The organism is Lachnospira multipara LB2003 (assembly GCF_000702205.1).
Classification (GTDB): domain Bacteria; phylum Bacillota; class Clostridia; order Lachnospirales; family Lachnospiraceae; genus Lachnospira; species Lachnospira multipara_A.
The window spans coordinates 42,559-63,361 of record NZ_JNKW01000008.1; the positions used below are offsets into that span (position 1 = coordinate 42,559).

General features: G+C 34.1%; 15 protein-coding genes. 4 read left to right on the forward strand and 11 right to left on the reverse strand.

The window, feature by feature from the left end; genetic code table 11:
- Positions 1–39: 39 nt before the first annotated feature.
- From T537_RS0106360 to T537_RS0106390, 7 genes are all read right to left on the reverse strand, one after another.
- Positions 40–1,431: an ABC transporter permease gene (locus tag T537_RS0106360; RefSeq protein WP_031556746.1), complete on the reverse strand. Its 1,392-nt coding sequence runs from the start codon at positions 1,429–1,431 to the stop codon at positions 40–42.
- A complete protein-coding gene (locus tag T537_RS0106365) occupies positions 1,424–2,854 on the reverse strand; it encodes an ABC transporter permease (protein WP_027437753.1) in 1,431 nt (476 codons plus the stop codon). Before T537_RS0106365 ends, T537_RS0106360 begins: the two co-directional genes overlap by 8 nt.
- Positions 2,854–3,933, reverse strand: a complete 1,080-nt coding sequence (locus T537_RS0106370) for an ABC transporter ATP-binding protein (RefSeq protein ID WP_051554943.1) — start codon at positions 3,931–3,933, stop codon at positions 2,854–2,856. Before T537_RS0106370 ends, T537_RS0106365 begins: the two co-directional genes overlap by 1 nt.
- 250 nt (positions 3,934–4,183) lie before the next feature.
- Positions 4,184–5,005 (reverse strand): formate/nitrite transporter family protein, encoded by an 822-nt coding sequence (locus T537_RS0106375; protein WP_031556748.1) that lies wholly within the window; start codon positions 5,003–5,005, stop codon positions 4,184–4,186.
- Positions 5,005–5,649: a uracil phosphoribosyltransferase gene (gene upp / locus T537_RS0106380; protein WP_027437751.1), complete on the reverse strand. Its 645-nt coding sequence runs from the start codon at positions 5,647–5,649 to the stop codon at positions 5,005–5,007. The genes T537_RS0106375 and upp overlap by 1 nt, the downstream gene beginning before the upstream one ends.
- 11 nt (positions 5,650–5,660) lie before the next feature.
- Positions 5,661–7,073 carry a uracil-xanthine permease family protein gene (locus T537_RS0106385; RefSeq protein WP_027437750.1) on the reverse strand — a complete coding sequence of 471 codons (1,413 nt, stop codon included), beginning with the start codon at positions 7,071–7,073 and terminating at the stop codon, positions 5,661–5,663.
- 231 nt (positions 7,074–7,304) lie between these two features.
- Entirely contained in the window at positions 7,305–8,165 is an 861-nt protein-coding gene (locus T537_RS0106390; protein WP_027437749.1) for an AIM24 family protein, read from the reverse strand.
- A gap of 321 nt (positions 8,166–8,486) precedes the next feature.
- On the opposite strand from T537_RS0106390, the gene T537_RS0106395 reads away from it, so the two are divergent.
- From T537_RS0106395 to T537_RS0106410, 4 genes are all read left to right on the forward strand, one after another.
- Positions 8,487–9,257, forward strand: a complete 771-nt coding sequence (locus T537_RS0106395; RefSeq protein ID WP_027437748.1) for a DeoR/GlpR family DNA-binding transcription regulator — start codon at positions 8,487–8,489, stop codon at positions 9,255–9,257.
- Between the two features lie 23 nt (positions 9,258–9,280).
- Positions 9,281–10,207: a 1-phosphofructokinase gene (gene pfkB / locus T537_RS0106400; RefSeq protein ID WP_031556749.1), complete on the forward strand. Its 927-nt coding sequence runs from the start codon at positions 9,281–9,283 to the stop codon at positions 10,205–10,207.
- A 50-nt stretch (positions 10,208–10,257) separates the two neighbouring features.
- The gene (locus T537_RS0106405) at positions 10,258–12,162 is read left to right on the forward strand and encodes a PTS fructose transporter subunit IIABC (protein WP_031556750.1); all 1,905 of its coding nucleotides are present in this window, start codon (positions 10,258–10,260) and stop codon (positions 12,160–12,162) included.
- 103 nt (positions 12,163–12,265) lie between these two features.
- Positions 12,266–12,529, forward strand: a complete 264-nt coding sequence (locus T537_RS0106410; RefSeq protein WP_027437745.1) for an HPr family phosphocarrier protein — start codon at positions 12,266–12,268, stop codon at positions 12,527–12,529.
- Positions 12,530–12,661: 132 nt separating this feature from the next.
- Here T537_RS0106410 and T537_RS0106415 read toward each other — a convergent pair whose 3' ends face one another.
- The 4 genes from T537_RS0106415 to gltB all read right to left on the reverse strand — a co-directional run bounded on the left by T537_RS0106415 (position 12,662) and on the right by gltB (position 20,737).
- A complete protein-coding gene (locus T537_RS0106415) occupies positions 12,662–13,471 on the reverse strand; it encodes a response regulator (RefSeq protein WP_031556751.1) in 810 nt (269 codons plus the stop codon).
- Positions 13,472–13,614: 143 nt separating this feature from the next.
- Complete coding sequence (locus T537_RS0106420; protein WP_197018735.1) at positions 13,615–14,607, reverse strand: Hpt domain-containing response regulator; 993 nt, start codon at positions 14,605–14,607, stop codon at positions 13,615–13,617.
- 92 nt (positions 14,608–14,699) lie between these two features.
- A complete protein-coding gene (locus tag T537_RS0106425; RefSeq protein WP_031556753.1) occupies positions 14,700–16,184 on the reverse strand; it encodes a glutamate synthase subunit beta in 1,485 nt (494 codons plus the stop codon).
- Positions 16,184–20,737 carry a glutamate synthase large subunit gene (gltB, locus tag T537_RS0106430; protein ID WP_031556754.1) on the reverse strand — a complete coding sequence of 1,518 codons (4,554 nt, stop codon included), beginning with the start codon at positions 20,735–20,737 and terminating at the stop codon, positions 16,184–16,186. The genes T537_RS0106425 and gltB overlap by 1 nt, the downstream gene beginning before the upstream one ends.
- Positions 20,738–20,803: the final 66 nt, after the last annotated feature.

Genomic DNA, 20,803 nt, shown 5'->3' on the forward strand with positions numbered 1-20,803 from the left:
GTCACGTACAATTTCGTCACTATTATAATTATACTTAAATTATAGCTCACCTGTAAAGATTGTTTTTAACATTTTAGCTAGAGTTATTTTATTTCCCTTATAAAGTGATGTAGTTGTATATAATCGTCCTGACGCAAATACTAGAGCTACTGTAACTACTACTGTTGTTACTAAAGAAATTATCAAGTATGTGCTTGATATTCCACCTAAAATTGCATATCCAGGTACGACTAAAGCTGCTGTAAATGGAATTGCTGCTGTCCAAAGTGCACAGTCGCCACCACTTAAAACTCCGCCATATAATACACCAAAATAAGATGCTAATAAAACGAATATAAAAATGTAATTTGAATTAGCTGCTTCTTCTCTTGTGGTTGAAATTGATCCACCAATAGCTGCAAGAGCTGAATATAACATAAATCCAAGTACCAATATAACAATTCCAGCTAGAACATTTAATGGCTTAAATAAATCATATTCCATCATATGCTTTATAAAGTAAATTGCTATTAAGTTATTATCTGGATAGAAGTGTTCTGTAATAAGCATAGCTGCTCCAAAACCTACAAAGCCACTTATTGTCCATATTACTATCTGTGCAATAGCTGCAAGATTAAGTCCTAATAATTTTCCTGCTGCAAGAGCTTCTGGTTTTATTGACACAAGAATTGTATCCATAAGCTTATTCTGTTTTTCAAGTACAAGAGACTGTGAAACGCTCTGGCAATAAAGTAAAACCATAAAGTAGAAAACTAAAAGATTTATAAATGGAATTATAAACTTTAGAACTTCTATAATTTTATCCCTAATATATGAATCCATTACGTCCTTTTTTCCATTGCTTAACTCATCATCCTTTGTAACACCTGAATTAAAGCCTGTTTCATTATAAGTTTTTACCTGGCTATTAGTTGCCACAACACCTATTTGTTCTATACTAAGTCCCGAAGCCATAATAGCTATTGGACTTTCGTACTGTGTTAAAAATGTGTTGAAATTATTTACATCTGGTGCATCTAAATCATCTGGTGTAATTATTTCTGAAACAAAGCCATTATCTTCTTTAGAGAACACTAAAACAGCTGTCTTCATTCCCTGTGCCACATTTTCTGAGGCATGTCTTAAAGCCACATCTACATTTTCTTCATTAATATATTTAATATTATTATATCCATCTACATTTAAATAATTAAGTGCATTAAAATCCACATATGAATCACTGATTTTATTAACTACGTAAAAACTCTCAATTCCGCAGCTTTCAAGTGTTTCTTTCTCGTCTTTTTTCTCATTGGCACCCATTATCATAAAAACAATACTTGGCACAATTAATAAAACCAGAGCAACAACTATTGTCATAATCTTAAATGTCATTGTATCTGCCATATTTTTGAAGGTAAACTTTAATACTTTTCCAAAATTCTTAAACATTTGATACCTCCTCTTTGCTTCGTGCTATTTCAATAATGTCCTTAATTTTAGCCTTTTTATTATCTCTAAGAATAAGCACTCTATAAACCTTAGCACAAAGCATAAATAAAAGTGCTACCGCAATCATCTGAATTATAAGCGACACTATTACCTCTAATAAAGAAATCTGTCCAACCATGTAAGTAACAGGTGCTAAATAGCAAGAAAATGGTGGAATAAAGCTTAATACTCTTACAACTGTTTCATTAAAGAATGTTGGTCCAAACATAGCTACAAAACCCACAATAATATTAACAAAAGAAACAACCTGAGTACTTGTTTGAATATCTTCCTGCTTAGCACAAGCAGAGCCAAGAATTCCAGCAAATATAGCATATATCAAATATGAGAAAATTAATGATATAAGTACAACCACTACAGCAATTGCTCCATGATCAAATATTGCTGAAAAATTCATAATATTACTTACAGGTCCCTTTGCATCTAAATACTTAGCACATATCTTATTAGTTACTAGTGAACCTAAGCATCCAAATATAACAATTGAGAATACATAAATCATAACTGATACAATCTTACCCATAATTAGTGCAAGTGGTCTTACACTTACAAGAATTGTTTCTGCAAGTTTTGAAGATTTTTCCTCCATAACCACTGTAATAATGTATGAAATTGAAAGAGATACCACAATTATCATAATCATTACAAACTGATAAGATAGTTCATAAATCTCCTCTTCTGAATACTTATCCTTTAAGGCATCATGATATTCTGTATCAGTAACTGCATCCTTTGTATTAAAACCTGACATTACAGACTCTAAATCTTCCTTAGAAATACCTGTACTTGTATATCTTGCCTCATTAAAGCATGTTTCAATATCATTAGTTATTTCTTCTAAGGAAGCATCACTAATAAGTGAATTATCTGAAACTACACCATTTATTGTAAAACTATTAGTCTCCATATCGATTCCAATATACACCTTAACAAGGGTATCTGCTGGTGTAACCTCATCTCCAAAGCTATCAGATAGACTTACTGAATTTTCAAAATCACTAACTGCCATGTCAAAATCATTCGCATTATCTACTACTGATAAATAAATATTTTCTAGTCTTGAATCTAAACTCTTAACTACATCATCATAAGACATTTCGATTGGTGTACCATTAAAAAGCACTAAACCATTAATTTTATCAAGCTGCTCAGTCTTTATTTCACCTGAAGCAAATGAAGAGCCTGCAGCCATATTCTTAGATGTAGAAAGCATCTGAATTGGTCCAATTGCACACATAAATACAATCATAAAAATCCAGCTTATAAGATATGCCTTACTTTTAAACATCTGACCAAGTGTAAATCCTAATACTGATTTAAAGCCCTTTAGATTGTAAATATTTTCCTTAGTCGACTTTGCCATTATCTATCACCTGCCTCTGTATTGCCTACTTCGCTATAATCGTCATACTCTCCATCAGAGTCAGATAAGTTCTTAGAATATTGGATATCAGATTCTCCAACTTCCTTTACAAAAATCTCATGAAGTGATAATTCACTAAGATCAAACTTAACAACAGTAATGTTATTATTTACTAATTCCTTTAAAAGCGAATTTGCCTGTGCATCACCTTCAACTTTACAAGTATAATCATTGTCTTTTTTATTAATTAAACGAACCCCTGTCTTATTGATAAGTTCTGTAATATCCTGCTCTGTCTTAAGATTTAAATTAACTCTACCGTATGATTTCTTAATCTCATTAAGATTGCCTGAAACAACTGGCTTTGCATGTGAAAGAATAGTTAAATCAGTACAGAACTCTTCTACTACTTCCATCTGATGGCTAGACATAATAATATATTTGCCAGCTTCAACCTGTTCTCTAATAACATTCTTTAAAATATCTGTATTTACAGGATCTAAGCCTGAGAATGGTTCATCTAATACAAGAAGTTCAGGATCAGATAACATAGCAATTAAGAACTGAATCTTTTGCTGATTACCCTTTGATAACTGATCTGCACTCTTTGGCTTAATTCTTTTTGGTGCTCTTCCTCTTGAAGCAAATAAGCCTTTTGAACCTGTATTAACCTGGAATTTTGTTGATGAATTACCTTCAAAATGAGGATAAATATATTCTTCTACTTTAAGCTTTCTAGCCCAATATCTAATTCTCTTATCAAGTTCTTTACCTGTAACACCTCTTAAATTACCAAAATACTTAATCTGATCTATTAAAGAGTACTTTGGATAAAGACCTCTCTCCTCAGCTAAATAACCAATATTACATGTATCAAAATTAAGTGGCTTATCATTCCATGTTACTTCGCCACCATCTTTCTCTAACATACCAAGAATCATTCTAATAGAGGTAGTTTTACCTGCTCCATTACTTCCCAAAAGAGCATATACTCCCGGCTTATCAATTTGGAAACTAATATTGTCTACAACTGTCTTATTCCCATATCTTTTTGTCAAATTCTTTACTACTAGTCCCATATGACCTCCTCGTTTTATTTTTATTTTAAAAATATTGTAATTTATAGATATATTTTTGTCAAATATATTCTATAAATTTTTGATGAATAAAAAAGGCATAATATGCACGATTCATAAGCAACCAGTAAATAATTGCCAATTTCGTGCATATTATGCCTAATTTTTACGTTTATTTATTTGTTTTTATTTGAAAAAAATTGTTTATATTCTTTCCAAACCAAACTAAATTCAAGCTGCTCTAAGATGTCCGTTAATTAGTTTTTTTATAGATTGTATAATAAACAAGTCCTACAAATAACATACCACCTAGTATATTTCCAATAGCTACAAATAAGAAATTGTGTAACATGGAAACTACATTTAAATTTGAAAGTTGTTCTGCTGTAATTCCGTATAATTTACTAGCTGCATCTGCATAGTTAGAATTATCCTTAGCTAATAAACCGATTGGAATATAATACATGTTAGCAACAACGTGTTCAAATCCACCAATTACAAATGCAAAAATCGGGAAGAAAATTGCAAGAATCTTACCAGCAACTTCTTTAGAAGAAGCTCCCATAAGAATAGCCATACATACAAGTATATTGCATAATATACCTGATGTGATTGCCTTAACTGGTGTTATTGTAGCTTTACCCAATGCAACTTTAATAGAATATGCACCAAGAGCCCCTGATGTATAATCTAAATTGCCACTGTAATATACTAATAATGTAATTATCAATGAACCTATTAAATTAGAACAGAATACGATTACAAGATTTCTTAGCATGTTGATAAATCTGATTTTTTTATCATGATAAGCCATTATCATAAGGCAGTTACCTGTAAATAATTCGCCACCTACTAAGACAATCATAAGTAATCCTACAGGGAAGATAACACCTGCTAATGTTCTTGCGAGTCCTACATTGGAAATAGCATGTACTGCTGTATTACTTGTAGCACCACCAAGTGCAATAAACATACCAGCAAGAATTCCCATAAGCACTAATCTTTCAAGTTTCATAGTGCTTTTCTTAACTGCTCCGTTAATATTACTTTGAATTATCTCTACTAAATTATTCATTATTTTGTACCGAAAATTCTATCTCCAGCATCACCTAAACCTGGACAAATATAAGCATCTTTATTTAATTCTCTATCAAGAGCACCAACATAGATCTGTACATCTGGATGAGCCTTATGTAATCTTTCAAGACCTTCTGGAGCAGCAATGATACACATAAACTTAATTGTCTTACCACCGCTCTTCTTAATCTGATCGATAGCATCGATAGCTGAACCACCTGTTGCAAGCATTGGATCTGTTACAACGATTGTTCTTTCTTCGATTGGATGAGGAAGCTTGCAGTAATATGGAACTGGCTCATGAGTTTCTTCATCTCTGTACATACCAATATGACCAACCTTAGCTGATGGAACAAGGCTTAATACACCTGGAACCATACCAAGACCAGCACGTAAGATAGGAACGATAGCAAGCTTTCTACCTGCGATCATTGGTGTCATACATGTCTCGATTGGTGTATCAATTTCAACAAGTTCTACTGGAAGATCTGATAATGCTTCATAACCTTCAAGCATAGCGATTTCTTCTACTAACTTTCTAAATTCGTTAGTACCTGTTGCCTTATCTCTAAGTAAAGAAATTTTATGTTGGATAAGAGGATGTTTAAAAACTACTACATTTTCTTCGTTTTCGAAATTCATATTAATTCTCCTTAATTTTCTTTTTTATTATCTTTGTTCATTACATAAACACCACGACTCTGGTCTCCTTCTGGGTTAGTACCAAAGTTATAGTCATTACCTGGTAAAATTGCATTAAGTAAAATACCAACTATAGCCGCAATTGCAAGACCTGTAAGTGTAATCTCAGCACCTGCAATATTAAATGATAAACCGCTAGAAAAACCTAAACCACAAACGAAAATTACACCTGCAATAATTAGGTTTCTAGATTTAGTTAAGTCAACCTTATTCTCTACAACATTACGTACACCGATAGCTGAAATCATACCATAAAGCATGAATGAAACACCACCAATAATTGCTGTTGGCATTGTAGCAATAATTGAAGAGAACTTTGGAATAAATGAAAGAATTATAGCAAATACAGCTGCAATTCTAATAACTCTTGGATCATGTACTCTTGAAAGTTCAAGAACACCAGTATTCTCACCATATGTTGTATTAGCAGGACCACCTACTAAACCAGCGAATGCTGTTGCAAGACCATCACCCAATAATGTTCTATGAAGACCTGGATCCTCGATAAAGTTTTCTTCTACTGTTGCAGAAATAGCTGACATATCACCTACATGCTCCATCATAGAAGCAATAGCGATTGGTGCCATAACTAATATTGCTGTAATATCAAACTTGCATAACTGGAATGCTGGTAAACCTACCCACTTAGCAGATGCTACTGAAGAGAAGTTAAGAATAGCACTACCGTCAGGGTTTGTAACTCCAAATGCGTTAAGAATTAATGCAGCTACATAAGAAATCACTACACCCATAAGAATAGGAATAATCTTGAACATTCCTTTACCCCAGATGTTAAATATAATTATAACACCTAAAGCTATAATTGCTAATAACCAGTTTGTTGATGCACTTGTAATAGCAGATCCAGCAAGGGATAAACCAATACAAATAATAATTGGACCAGTAACAACAGGTGGTAAGAATTTCATAACTCTATTAACACCAACTAACTTTATAATTAAAGCAAGTACAAGATATAGAGCACCAGCGACTACAATACCACCACAAGCATATGCTGCCTTGTCATTAGCTGACATAGTAGCATACATACCATTATTTAAATTAGCAACTGTGCTAAAACCACCAAGGAAAGCAAATGATGAACCAAGGAATGCAGGAACTTTCATTTTAGAGCATACATGGAACATTAATGTACCAACACCTGCACAGAATAAAGTAACAGAAACAGTTAAACCTCTTGTTAACTCTTCTCCACAAGCAGCGCTAAAATAACCCGCTACAAGAACAGGAACAAGAATTGTTGAGCCAAACATTGCAAACATATGCTGTAAACCAAGAATTAACATCTTAGGAATACCTAGCTTTCTTGCATCACGAATTGCTCCGATATTTTTCTCACTCATAGTGACCTCCAATAATGTAAAAATGTCCCGGGCGATATTAGAAAGCCTGTAAAATGCAGGTTTTGCTTGATTATATAAGAAAAATTTCCTATTTAAAAATCAAGTCCACTAAAAAATCGCCTAGGACATTATAAAGTAAAATCATAGCTTTTTCAAACTAGAATTTAAAAAACTTTTTTTGTAAAGAATTGTCTGACTATTTAAAAGTCCTTCCTAAATAGTAGGACTATATTAGCCACCTAAAACACTACTTGCAACTGACTGTAATAAACCATGTGATGATGTATTACTTGTCTGCTCTGGTCCATTATTGTTAACCATTGTTGTTCCACCCATTGTAGGTGCCATAAGAACCTTACCTGTTCCTCTATATACATTAACAAAACCTTCACCACTTAAGCCTGAACCAATTAAAGACTTTGTAGATTTCTCAACTGAAAACTGTAAAGAACCTGACCAAGCAATTGCCATGTTACCATCAATTCTGATTTCGTCATTTTCCATTACTACTTCAAGTAATTCTTCTCTTGGGAAATTACTTTCAAGAACAGCTGCACCCTGTCCTGTTAAGCAAAGGTTAAATAAACCTTCACCACCAAGAGCTGCAGAACTTAAATTAGTACGTCTATTAATTGACTCTTGGATATTAGCATCACAAGCAAGGAATAAACCATCATCTAATACCATACCCTGTGGACCCCAACTTGCAACATCTTCAATAAGAAGGTGATTATAAGTTGGTTCTAACATTAAATAACCAGCGCCCTGATAAATTGGCTTAACAGCTGATTCACCAGTTACAGATGCCTTAACTACCTTACCCATTAATCCGCCAAGGCCGCCAACATTAGTATTCATCTGAATTCCACCAGTGTGCCACTGCATAGCACCAGCCTGAATCTTAACTGCTTCACCATTAAGAGTACATAAAAGCTGTCTTCTCTTAACGTTCATCTTCTGCATAAAATAAGCTGTTGCAGCTGTATAAGGTGTAACAGACTTATCTTCCTGATGTTCAATTATCTGATAATGTCCATGTTGAGCAATTAATTTAATGTTATTGTTGTTAAAAAGATTATTAACTTGTATCATTTTTGCCTCCCGCATATTTTATTTAAAGCTTAAATCGCTTCATTGAGATAATAGTATCATAAGACATAGATCAAAAAAAGTTAAAATTTGTCTCTTTAAGGCTCAATTCGTGCAGAAACGCTCAAAATACGGAATTTTTAATATGTTAAAAATGTATTTTTTATTTCTGTGCTTACTTTTTAATCATTTTCAATCATTTTTTGTTTGTTTTTGATTGTTTTTGATTGACACTGATGTGTCAAAGTGTTATTTTATAAGTATAATATACTATTAAATTCTAGATTTTATTCATGTATATATATATATGAGAAAGGAGCCAACATGCTTACCAAGGAAAGACACGATTTAATTGTAAAAACTGTTAATGAGAATAATACCGTTACAGTTGCACAGCTAGTAGAACAACTTGGTGTGTCTGAAGCTACTGTTCGTAGAGATTTAAACGCCCTTGATAGAAAGGGTCTTATCATTAAAGTGTTTGGTGGCGCAACAGCTATTCAAGAACCAACAAGAGTTAAGGAATTTAACGTTCCAGAAAGAGCTAAGATTAACATAGAAGAAAAGGATACAATTGCTAAATACGCAGCATCCCTAATTCACGATGAAGATCTTGTTTTTATTGATTCTGGTACAACAACTCTTAAGCTTATTGATTATCTTAAAGGAACTAAAGCAACTTTTGTTACTAATGGTATCGTCCATGCAGCAAAGCTTGCATCTAAAGGATATAAAGTTTATATCGTTGGAGGACGCATTAGACAAGAAACAGAGGCAATTGTTGGTCCTGAATGTATAGATAGCATCTATAAATATAACTTTACTAAGTCTTTTCTAGGTGCTAATGGAATCACAAAAGAAGCTGGATTTACAACTCCAGATGTGGATGAGGCCTTAATTAAAACTAAAGCCATAGAACGTTCTTATACAAGCTATGTTTTAGTTGACCACACAAAATTCGGTCTTATCTCAACAATTAGTTTTTCAAATCTCAACGGAACAAGTATTATTACTGATTATGTTCCAGAGACTTTTAAATATTTTAAGAACCTTACAGTTATAAAAGAACTTAATAAAAAGAATAATTCTAATTAAGCTTTTAGAAAGGAGGACAACAAGTGGTATACACTATTACTTTTAATCCTGCACTTGATTATGTAATGCGTATGGATTCACCTCTAGATATTGGTGAAACTAATCGTAGTCAATCAGAAGAACTTTACTATGGTGGTAAGGGAATTAACGTTTCAGTTGTACTTAATGAGCTTGGCGTATCTAATGTTTCTTTAGGATTCATTGCTGGTTTTACAGGGGATGCTATTGATGCTGGTGTAGCTAAGATGGGTGTAATTACTGATTTCATTAAATTACCTAAGGGTATTTCAAGAATCAATGTAAAGCTTAAGGCAAGTAAAGAAACAGAAATCAATGCTCAGGGACCTGATATTGATGAAGCTTCTATTGACGCTTTATTTGAGAAGATTAACAAGATTAAAGATGGTGATTGTATCATTCTTGCAGGAAGTATTCCTAAGACTTTACCAGACGATATTTACGAAAGAATTCTTAAGACATTAGAAGGTAAAGATGTAATCAAGGTTGTTGATGCAACTAAAGATTTACTTATGAAGGTGCTTCCATATAAACCATTTTTAATTAAGCCAAATCAGGCAGAACTTGGTGAACTCTTTAACGTAGAAATAACAACAGATGATGAAATTATAAAGTATGCACGTATCCTTCAAGAACGTGGAGCAAAAAATGTATTAGTATCATTAGGAAAGCGTGGCGCTTTACTAATCCCAGAAACAGGTGAACCAATAAAGATGGGTGCTCCTTCTGGAAAAGCAGTTAACACTGTAGGATCGGGGGATTCTATGGTAGCTGGTTTCTTAGCTGGATATCTTCAAACTAAAGACTATTACGAAGCTTTAGCCCTAGGCTCAGCTGCAGGTTCTGCAACAGCAGTTTTACCTGGCTTAGCAGACAAAAAAACAATTGATATCCAGAGAGAGAAAATTAATAATGGCGATTTTATTTGTTAAGTACATCTTAAACAAATAATTTAGCATATAAGATTGGAGGTTTTTATATTATGAGAGTAACAGATTTACTTGATCCTAAAGGCATCCGCTTAGGCGCTAACCTTAAGGATAAGGACGATGCAATTGCACAATTAATTGCATTGCACAACTCAGTTGGAAATCTTAATGATTCCGAAGCTTTTACACAAGCTATCAAAACTCGTGAAGCAAAAGGTACTACAGCAGTAGGCCAGGGAATTGCTATTCCTCATGGTAAGTCGAGTGCAGTTAAGAAAGTTGGTTTAGTAGCTATTACTGCTCCAAGCGGCGTAGACTATGAAGCACTTGATGGACAACCATCTAACCTTTTATTTATGATTGCTGCTCCAGACTCAGCAGCTGATACTCACTTAGAAGTATTATCACGACTAATGACAATGCTTATGGATCCTGAATTTGATAAAATTTTAGTAGAAGCTAAGACTACAGAAGAATTCTTACAGGCAATCGATAAGAAAGAAACAGAAAAATATCCTGATGAAGTTTCAGATAAGCCAGCTAATAATAACGCTAGCGCTGGATATCAGGTTCTTGCTGTAACAGCTTGTCCAACTGGTATCGCTCATACATACATGGCTGCAGAAGCTCTCGAACTTAAAGCTAAAGAACTTGGCATCTCTCTTAAAGTCGAAACAGACGGCTCTGGTGGTGCTAAGAATGTACTTACAGATGAAGAAATCGCAAATGCAGAATGCATTATTGTAGCTGCAGATCGTAACGTAGAAATGGCTCGTTTCGATGGTAAGAAAGTTATAAAGGTTCCTGTATCAGATGGAATCCATAAACCAGAAGAATTACTAAAGAAAGCTATTGCCGGTAATGCAAGCGTATACTCTCATAAGGGTGGAAGCTCATCTAGTGAAACAAAATCAGGCAATTCTGCTTATAGACATCTTATGAATGGTGTATCACACATGTTACCATTCGTAGTTGGTGGCGGTATTTTAATTGCCATTGCCTTCTTACTTGATGATTACTCAATTGATCCAAAAAACTTTGGTGTTAACACACCTGTTGCTGCATGGTTTAAGAATGTGGGTGGTTTCGCATTTTCATTCATGCTCCCAATTCTTGCAGGTTATATTGCAATGAGTATTGCTGATAGACCAGGCCTTGTAGTTGGTTTTGTCGGTGGTTATATGGCTTCAGTTGGTTCTACATTTGCTGCTCCTGGTGGTGATCAGACAGCTATCGCTGGTTTCCTTGGTGCTTTACTTGCAGGTTTTGTTGGTGGTTATATTGTTCTTTGCTTAGAAAAATTATGTGACCATTTACCAAAAGCAATTGATGGTATTAAACCAGTACTTATTTATCCATTAATTGGTACATTATTAATGGCTGTTGTTATGTGTGCATTTAACCCTATTGTAGCTATTATTAACAATGGTATCTCAGATGGTTTAAGTTCACTAAATGGTGCAAGTAGTATTTTAGTTGGTATTATCGTAGCTGGTATGATGGCTATTGATATGGGTGGTCCATTCAATAAAGCATCTTACGCATTTGGTTTAGCAGCAATTTCAAACGGTAACTATGATGTAATGGCTGCAGTTATGATTGGTGGTATGGTTCCTCCACTCGCAATTGCTCTTGCTACTACATTCTTCAGAAATAAATTTACAGAAACAGAAAGAAAGAACGGTCCTGTTAACTACGTAATGGGTCTTTGCTTCATTACAGAAGGTGCAATTCCTTACGCAGCAGCTGATCCAATCCGTGTAATTCCATCATGTATTATTGGTTCTGCAACAGCAGGTGCTCTTTCTATGGCATTTAAGTGTACACTTATGGCTCCACACGGTGGAATCTTCGTATTCCCTGTAGTTGGACATTGGGCAATGTATTTATTAGCCCTTGCTATCGGTTCAGTAGTAGGTTGCTTATTACTTGGTTTACTTAAGAAAAAAGCTAATTAATAGTCAAATTTCTTAACAATTTTAAAGTTATTTGTTATAATAATTTTAGACAATGCAAGTCAATGCAACTTTACATATTAGTTTATACTAGGAGGATTTGATTATGGTATCACAGACACTTAAGATTGTGAATGAACAAGGCATGCATATGAGACCAGCAAGTGTTTTAAGTCAGAAGATGACTCCATTTGCAAGTACTGTTACAATTCACTTCAACAACAACACATACAACGCTAAGAGCGTTATGGCTCTTATGAGCGCTTGTTTAAAGTATGGTTCAGAATTTACTCTTGAAGTAAGCGGACCAGATGAAGAAGAAGCAATGGCTGCAGCTGTTGAAATTATCAACGCTGGCCTTGGTGACTAAACAAAAAAATAGCTAATTCAGTACTTAGCTATTTAATAATAATTTACACAAATATTTATATTCTTTTTTCATTTAATTTCCTTTATAAAAACCCAAAGAATATTACTTTAAAAAGTATATTCTTTGGGTTTTTTATAATGCTTTATTAATTTTATCGGCTATCTCTTTATCGTGCTTAGCAAAGAATTTATCGATATTTTCTATTACAGTTTCCTTTGACTGTGACTTAAGTAAATAAGCCTCTGGCTTAGGTTTTAAGGATAAAACCTCCATTACACTCTCTTTATCTGATTTTGAAGTTAAAAACATAACTGGAATATTAGCCGTATCTTTTTCACTCTTAATCATTTCATAAACCTTAGCACCTGATATTACTGGCATTTCATAATCAAGTAATATTAAATCCACCTTATTTGTAGCAAGAAATGTTATGGCGTTCATCCCCGAATTAACCATAAACACCTGATATTTCTCTTCTAGCCAGCCTTTCATAGTCCTAAGCATTGTACCGTCATCATCACATACAAGAATTCTTTTCTTCTCTTCAAGTTTATTACGTTTATCCATAACTTCTTCAAGAACAATAGTAAGATTCTTAATATTTATAGGTCTTTTAAAGACTCCTGATATATTATCCTCATTAATGGCAAATTTAAGACTTTCCACCTCTTTACTATTACCAATTAAATATAACAATCTATTCATGTCATCCTTAATAAGGCTATTTAAAAAACGAAGGTTCGTCTCGTCATTTTCATCATCTTTATCATATTCACGTTCTAGAAACATTATAAATAATTCTGGCAATTCCCGTATTTGCTCGATTGATTCCTGTGAAGTTTCTGCTCTAACCACATTAAAGTGTGCGTTTACAAGTTCCTTCTCAATTGCACCAACCATAAAAGAATTGTTATCTCCCAATAACAGGACCCTTTTATCCATAAATTATAACCTCACTTTTATTAAATTCCCTAACTCTCTCCTAATATTAATTTTACTAAAAATAGCCATATTTGCAAGGAAAAATTTACATTTAGTCTTGTTATTAAAGCTTTGATAGACAAGCGTATATTATTAATAATACATTAATTTAATTTATCCTTTACACTATCTAATAGCTTATTAATTCCATCAATATCAACAGCCGCTACTAGTGGAATTAGACTATTATAAATATCTTCATATTCAGACGGAATAGCATATTTTTCTAGCATGTCCATGATTGAATCTACACCGTCAAAATCAAAAGCTTCCACTAATTCATGTAAACTTCTAAAAGCCTCTTTTAGACTCTCCACATCTATTTTCTTTTTAGCATTGTCACTATCCTTATCTTCTCCTAAGATACTGCTTATCCTCACCTTTAGCTCTAATAAATCATTTAAAAAATCTGGCGTCAAATTCTTTATTGTTTCTTTTTCACCCTTATTACCCATCTCTTCTAGGTAAGCTGCTCTATTAGATATATCCATGGCACCTATAAGTCTTGCAGAACTCTTAATTGAATGAACTAGAATAACATAATTTTTAATGTCTTCTTCCTCATAGTATTGTTTCAAGGCCTCATATCTAGCATCTATAGAAATCAAGAAGTTTTCCATTATTTCCTTTAACATATCCTCATCGCCGCAATTAGTTAATGCCATATCATAATCAATTTTCTTTACTTCTAGACTCTTTAGCTTGTAAGAAGGTATATACTTTAATAGCAATTCTTCTAGCTTTACTCCATCCACGGGCTTATTAATAAAATCTGTAAATCCTTCCCTTAAATACATATCCTTAGCATCAGCTGCATCATTAGCTGATAATACAATTGCTGGAACACCCTTATTTTTATTATTTATATTGTCATTCATATTATGCAAAAACTCTATTCCACTCATATTAGGCATTTTATGATCAATTAACATACAATCATATCTAACTTTTGTAATAAGATTTAATGCCTCATCCCCGCTAGTTACAGCGTCTATAATAATATCTGAATTTTTTAAAAGACCTTTTAATGCAATAAGATTTATTTCTGTATCATCTACTGCAAGAATTCTTGCCTTAGTTTGGTTAGTATCTGTCAAATAAATCATCCCCTCTACTTTATAATCACGTTCTTTTTACAACTATGTAAATTATAGCAACAAAAAAGGCTGTTTACAATGCTTATAAACCATTATAGATTTGAATATCCCATTAAATATTCATCAACTTCTTTTGCACATGCCCTTCCTTCAGCTATAGCACGAACTACTAAAGACTGACCAAGATGCATATCTCCTGCAGTAAATACCCCATCTACGCTTGTTTTATGACCGTCAATAGCAGTTTTTACATTAGTTCTTGCATCAACTTCAACCTTAGCATCATCAACAATATATGATTCTGTTCCAAGAAAACCCGCTGCAATAAGAACAATATCAGCTGGAATTTTCTTCTCTGTTCCCTCTATTGGAAGCATTGATATTCTTCCAGTCTTTGGCTCTTTTTTAGCTTCAAGGCTAATAAGAACAACTTCTTTTAAGCTGCCCTTCTTATCCTTAATAAATTCCTTAACTGTTACCTGATAAACTCTTGGATCCTTACCAAACTTATAGATAGATTCTTCCTGTCCATAATCTACCTTTAATACTTTTGGCCACTCAGGCCAAGCATTTGACTCTAGTCTAGTCTTTGGTGGCTGTGGCATCATCTCAAGCTGAGTAACGCTTTTTGCCTTAAGTCTAATACTTGTAGCAACACAGTCATTACCTGTATCGCCACCACCAATAATAACTACATTTTTATCCTTAACAAGCTCATATGGCACATTTTTAAAATTACTGTCCAGAAGCTTTTTAGTTACATTTGTAAGAAAATCTACTGCAAAATAAATTCCAGTTGCATCTCTACCAGGAGCGTTAATATCTCTTGCTTTTGAAGCGCCACATGCAAGAACAACTGCATCATATTGCTTCTTTAATTCAGACATATGAATATCCTTGCCTACATTTACATTGCAAATAAATTTAACCCCCGCATTCTCTAATAACTTAACTCTTCTATCAATAACAGACTTATCAAGTTTCATATTAGGAATACCATATCTAAGTAAACCACCTACTCTGTCGTTTCTTTCATACACAGTTACATCATGGCCTCTTCTATTAAGGAGCTGACAAACTGCTAAGCCAGAAGGGCCACTACCAACTACAGCTACCCTTTTACCTGTTCTTACATGTGGAGTCTTCTCCTCAACCAAACCATTTTCAAAAGCATATTCGATAACTGCCTTCTCATTTTCCTTAATACTAATTGCTTCATCATGCAAGCCACAAGTACAAGCTGCTTCACATAATGCTGGACAAACTCTACTTGTAAATTCAGGAAAACTATGTGTCATGGAAAGTCTATAATAAGCCTCTCCCATTCTTCCTCTATAAACTAAATCGTTCATTTCAGGAATTAAGTTATGCAATGGACATCCAGACATCATGCCAGATATCATATTACCATTTTGGCAAAAAGCAACACCACAATCCATACATCTTGCTGCTTGATTTCTTTGTTTATTTAAAGAAAGTCTTTCATGAAATTCACCAAAATCATTGATTCTTTCAATTTCAGATCTAACCTTTCCCACTTCTCTTTCAATTTTTAAAAAAGCTGACATCTGTCCCATTATGCAATGCCTCCATTCACGAATTCTCTAAATGCTTCTATTTTTGCTGTCTCTGGATCTGTACCTGTTTCCATTTCCTTAGCAATAAGACGTAACATTTCCTTATAGTCAACAGGAATTATTTTCTTAAATTTATAAACATATTTATCAAAATCATCAAGAATTAGTTTTGCTTTAGCTGAATTTGTTGCCTTGTAATGTTCAGTAATTAAGCGTCTTAATTCATCCTTATCTTCTTTATAAGTCAATGATTCCATACTAACTAATTGCTTATTAACGTTTTTATATAGCTTGCTTTCTTCATCAAGTACGTAAGCTACACCACCGCTCATACCAGCTGCGAAATTCTTACCTACACTACCGAGTACAACTACAACACCACCAGTCATATATTCACAACCATGCTCACCAATGCCTTCTACAACAGCTATTGCACCTGAGTTACGTACCGCAAATCTCTCTCCTGCCATACCTGAAATAAATACCTGACCTGATGTTGCACCATAAAGAGCCACATTACCAACAATTATGTTCTTGCTTGGATCATATTTTGCATTGCTTGGTGTAGAAACAATTAATTTACCACCAGATAGTCCCTTACCCATGTAATCATTACTATCTCCTGTTAAATTTAAAGTAAGTCCCTTTGGAATAAATGCACCAAAACTTTGTCCACCAGAGCCATGACAGTTTATAGTAATGCTTCCATCCTCTAAGCCATCCGGATATTTTTTTGTAATGCAAGAACCAAGTAATGTACCAAAAGTTCTATCAACACTTGATAAATTAACATCTATGCTTACCTTTTGACCATTTTCAAGAGCCTTCTTTACTTCTGCAGATTTTAATACAATACTTTCGTCCTTAGTCTTCTCAAGTTCAAATTTAAATGCATTCTTTTCATCATGAACAATCTTATTCTTTCCTGTGAATAGAAGAATTTCTGATAAATCAATCTTCTTTTCTTTATCTGTTAAATTATCCTTAACCTTTAAAAGGTCTGTTCTACCAACAAGCTCCTCAACTGTTCTAATTCCAAGACTTGCCATTATTTCTCTTAACTGTCTTGCAATAAAAATCATAAAATTCTCTACATATTCTGGCTTACCAGCAAAACGCTTACGAAGCTCAGGATTCTGTGTTGCAACACCCATTGGACATGTATCAGACTGGCACTGGCGCATCATAACACAACCAAGTGTTATAAGTGGAGCTGTAGCAAAACCGAACTCTTCTGCACCAAGCATTGCAGCAATAGCTACATCTCTACCACTCATAAGCTTTCCATCAGTTTCAACGATTACCCTATTTCTAAGTCCATTAGCAAGTAATGTTTGATGAGCTTCGGCTAGTCCAAGTTCCCAAGGAAGGCCTGCATTATGAATTGATGAAAGTGGAGCAGCACCTGTACCACCATCATATCCTGAAATTAATACGACAGTTGCACCAGCTTTTGCAACACCTGCAGCAATAGTACCAACACCTGCCTCTGATACCAACTTAACTGATATTCTTGCATCTTTATTTGAGCATTTTAAATCATAAATAAGCTGAGCTAAATCTTCAATTGAATAAATATCGTGATGAGGTGGTGGAGAAATAAGGCTAACTCCAGGTGTTGAATGTCTAGTTTTTGCAACCCAAGGATAAACCTTCTTACCTGGCAAGTGTCCACCTTCACCTGGCTTAGCACCCTGTGCCATCTTAATCTGGATTTCCTTAGCACTAACTAAATACTTACTTGTAACACCAAATCTACCACTGGCAACCTGCTTAATAGCAGAGCTTCTATCATGTGTAGTGCCTGCAGATAATAATCTTTCATCACTTTCTCCACCTTCACCACTGTTACTCTTTCCATGTAAGTGATTCATAGCAATTGCAAGAGTTTGGTGTGCTTCCTCTGAAATAGAACCATAGGACATAGCACCTGTCTTAAATCTTCTTACAATACTTTCTTCACTTTCAACCTTATCAATATCAATACCCTTCTTAGGTAAATTAAAATCAAGTAAACTTCTTAGATAACCTGTTTTTTCTTCATCTACCATCTTAGTGTATTCCACGAACTTATCATAATTACCTTCTCTTGTTGCAGTCTGTAACATATGAATTGTCTTAGGATTGTATCTATGATGTTCACCCTGTGATCTGCTCTTATGTCTACCCATAGCAGATAACTCATAGTTAGTATCAAGACCAAGTGGGTCAAAAGCCTTACTATGCTGCTCATCACAAGCTTTTTCAATGTCTGATAAGCTAATACCACCTACTCTACTTACTGTTCCTGTAAAGTATTCATCAATAACTTCCTTAGAAACACCAATAGCTTCAAACATCTTACTACCCTGATATGACTGAATTGTAGAAATACCCATCTTTGAAGCAATTTTTACAATACCAAAAAGCACAGCATTGTCATAATCTTCAACAGCTGCATAATAATCCTTATCTAATAAGCCCTCATCAACTAACTGACCTATTGTTGCATGTGCAAGATATGGATTTACAGCAGAAGCACCATAGCCTAAAAGTGTGGCAAAATGGTGTACTTCTCTTGGTTCACCAGACTCAACAACAATTGACATAGCAGTACATTTCTTAGTATCAACTAAATGCTTATGAACTGCAGCAACAGCAAGTAATGATGGAATTGCAACGTGGTTCTCATCAACGCCCCTATCTGAAAGAATAAGAATATTAGCGCCTTCTCGATAAGCCTTATCAACCTCAACAAATAAGTGGTCTAATACTCTCTTCATTGGAGTTCTCTTATAGAACAAAATAGGAACCTTAGCTACTCTAAATCCGTCCTTGTGTAAATTTTCAATTTTAAGCAAGTCAAGATCTGTAAGGATAGGATTATTTATTTTTAGAACCTGACAGTTCTCTGGTTTTTCCTCTAATAAATTACCATTAGTACCAAGATATACTGTTCTTGATGTTACAATTTCCTCACGAATTGAATCTATTGGTGGATTTGTAACCTGAGCAAATAACTGCTTAAAATAATAAAATAATGGCTGATATTCCTTAGATAAAGCTGCGATAGGTGTATCAATACCCATTGATCCAATTGCCTCTGTTCCATTTAAAGCCATTGAAAGAATACTATCATGGTAATTTTCCCAAGTATAACCAAAGGCCTTTTGAAGTCTTTGTCTTTCTTTAAATGAATAGCTAGTTACCTTCTTATTTGGAATTTTTAATGCACTTAGTGGAAGAAGGTTACTATCTAACCATTCGCCATATGGCTTACTTTTAGCATACATTTCTTTGATTTCTTCATCGTAAATAATCTTGCCTTCCTTAGTATCTACAATAAGAAGCTTACCTGGATGAAGTCTCTCTTTTTTTACAATATGGCTTTCGTCTAAATCAAGAACACCAACCTCAGATGAAAGAATAAGTCTTCCATCATCCATTACATAGTATCTAGATGGTCTAAGACCGTTTCTATCAAGAATTGCACCAAATACATCACCATCTGAGAATAGGATAGAAGCTGGGCCATCCCAAGGTTCCATCATTGTTGCGTAATATTGATAAAAATCTCTTTCTTCATAAGAAAGTGTTTCATTATGAGACCAAGGTTCAGGAATCATAATTGAAGCAGCAAGTGGAAGTGGCATGCCGCTCATTACAAGGAATTCTAGAGCATTATCAAGCATTGCTGAATCTGAACCATTTTGTGAAATGACAGGAAATACCTTAGTCATATCCTCTAAACTAAAGGCATCAGAATGCATAGTTTCCTCTCTAGCAAGCATCTTATCTACGTTACCTTTAATTGTATTAATCTCACCATTGTGTACAATTAATCTGTTTGGATGAGCTCTCATCCAGCTAGGCTGTGTATTAGTTGAGAAACGTGAGTGAACCATTGAAATTGCAGACTTATAACTTTCATCTTCTAAATCTGTAAAAAATGTTCTTAACTGACCAACTAAAAACATACCCTTATAAACTATAGTTCTACATGACAATGAAACAACGTAAGTATCTGTACTACTTTGCTCAAATTCTCTACGAATAATGTAAAGCATTCTATCAAAATCTAAATCACTAGCACATTCCTTTGATCTTTGAATAAAAACTTGATAAATTGAAGGCATACATTCCTTTGCCTTACTACCAAGAACATCAGGATTTGAGTCAACCTTTCTCCATGCAATAATCTTTAAACCGCTTTTTCTAACGATAATTTCAAACATAGATTTTTCTCTACGCATATCAAGTTCATTTTGAGAGAAGAAAAACATACCAACACCGTAGTTTCTCTCACTAGGAAGTTCAATGCCCTCTTCTTTTAGCTTTTTTACAAAAAATTCGTGTGGAATTTGAGTTAAAATACCAACGCCATCACCAGTCTTACCCTCTGCATCTTTACCAGCACGATGTTCTAGTTTCTCCACTATAGATAATGCATCACTGACTAATTTGTGATTTTTTCTACCTTTAACATCAATTACTGCACCGATACCGCAGTTATCATGTTCAAAAGACGACCTATATAGGCCTTTTTCCTCAACTTGTCTTAATAAATCATTCATTATAATCCTCCATTAAGCGCCCCTAGATAACCTAAGGACGCTTACCCATATAATATTAAATTTCGT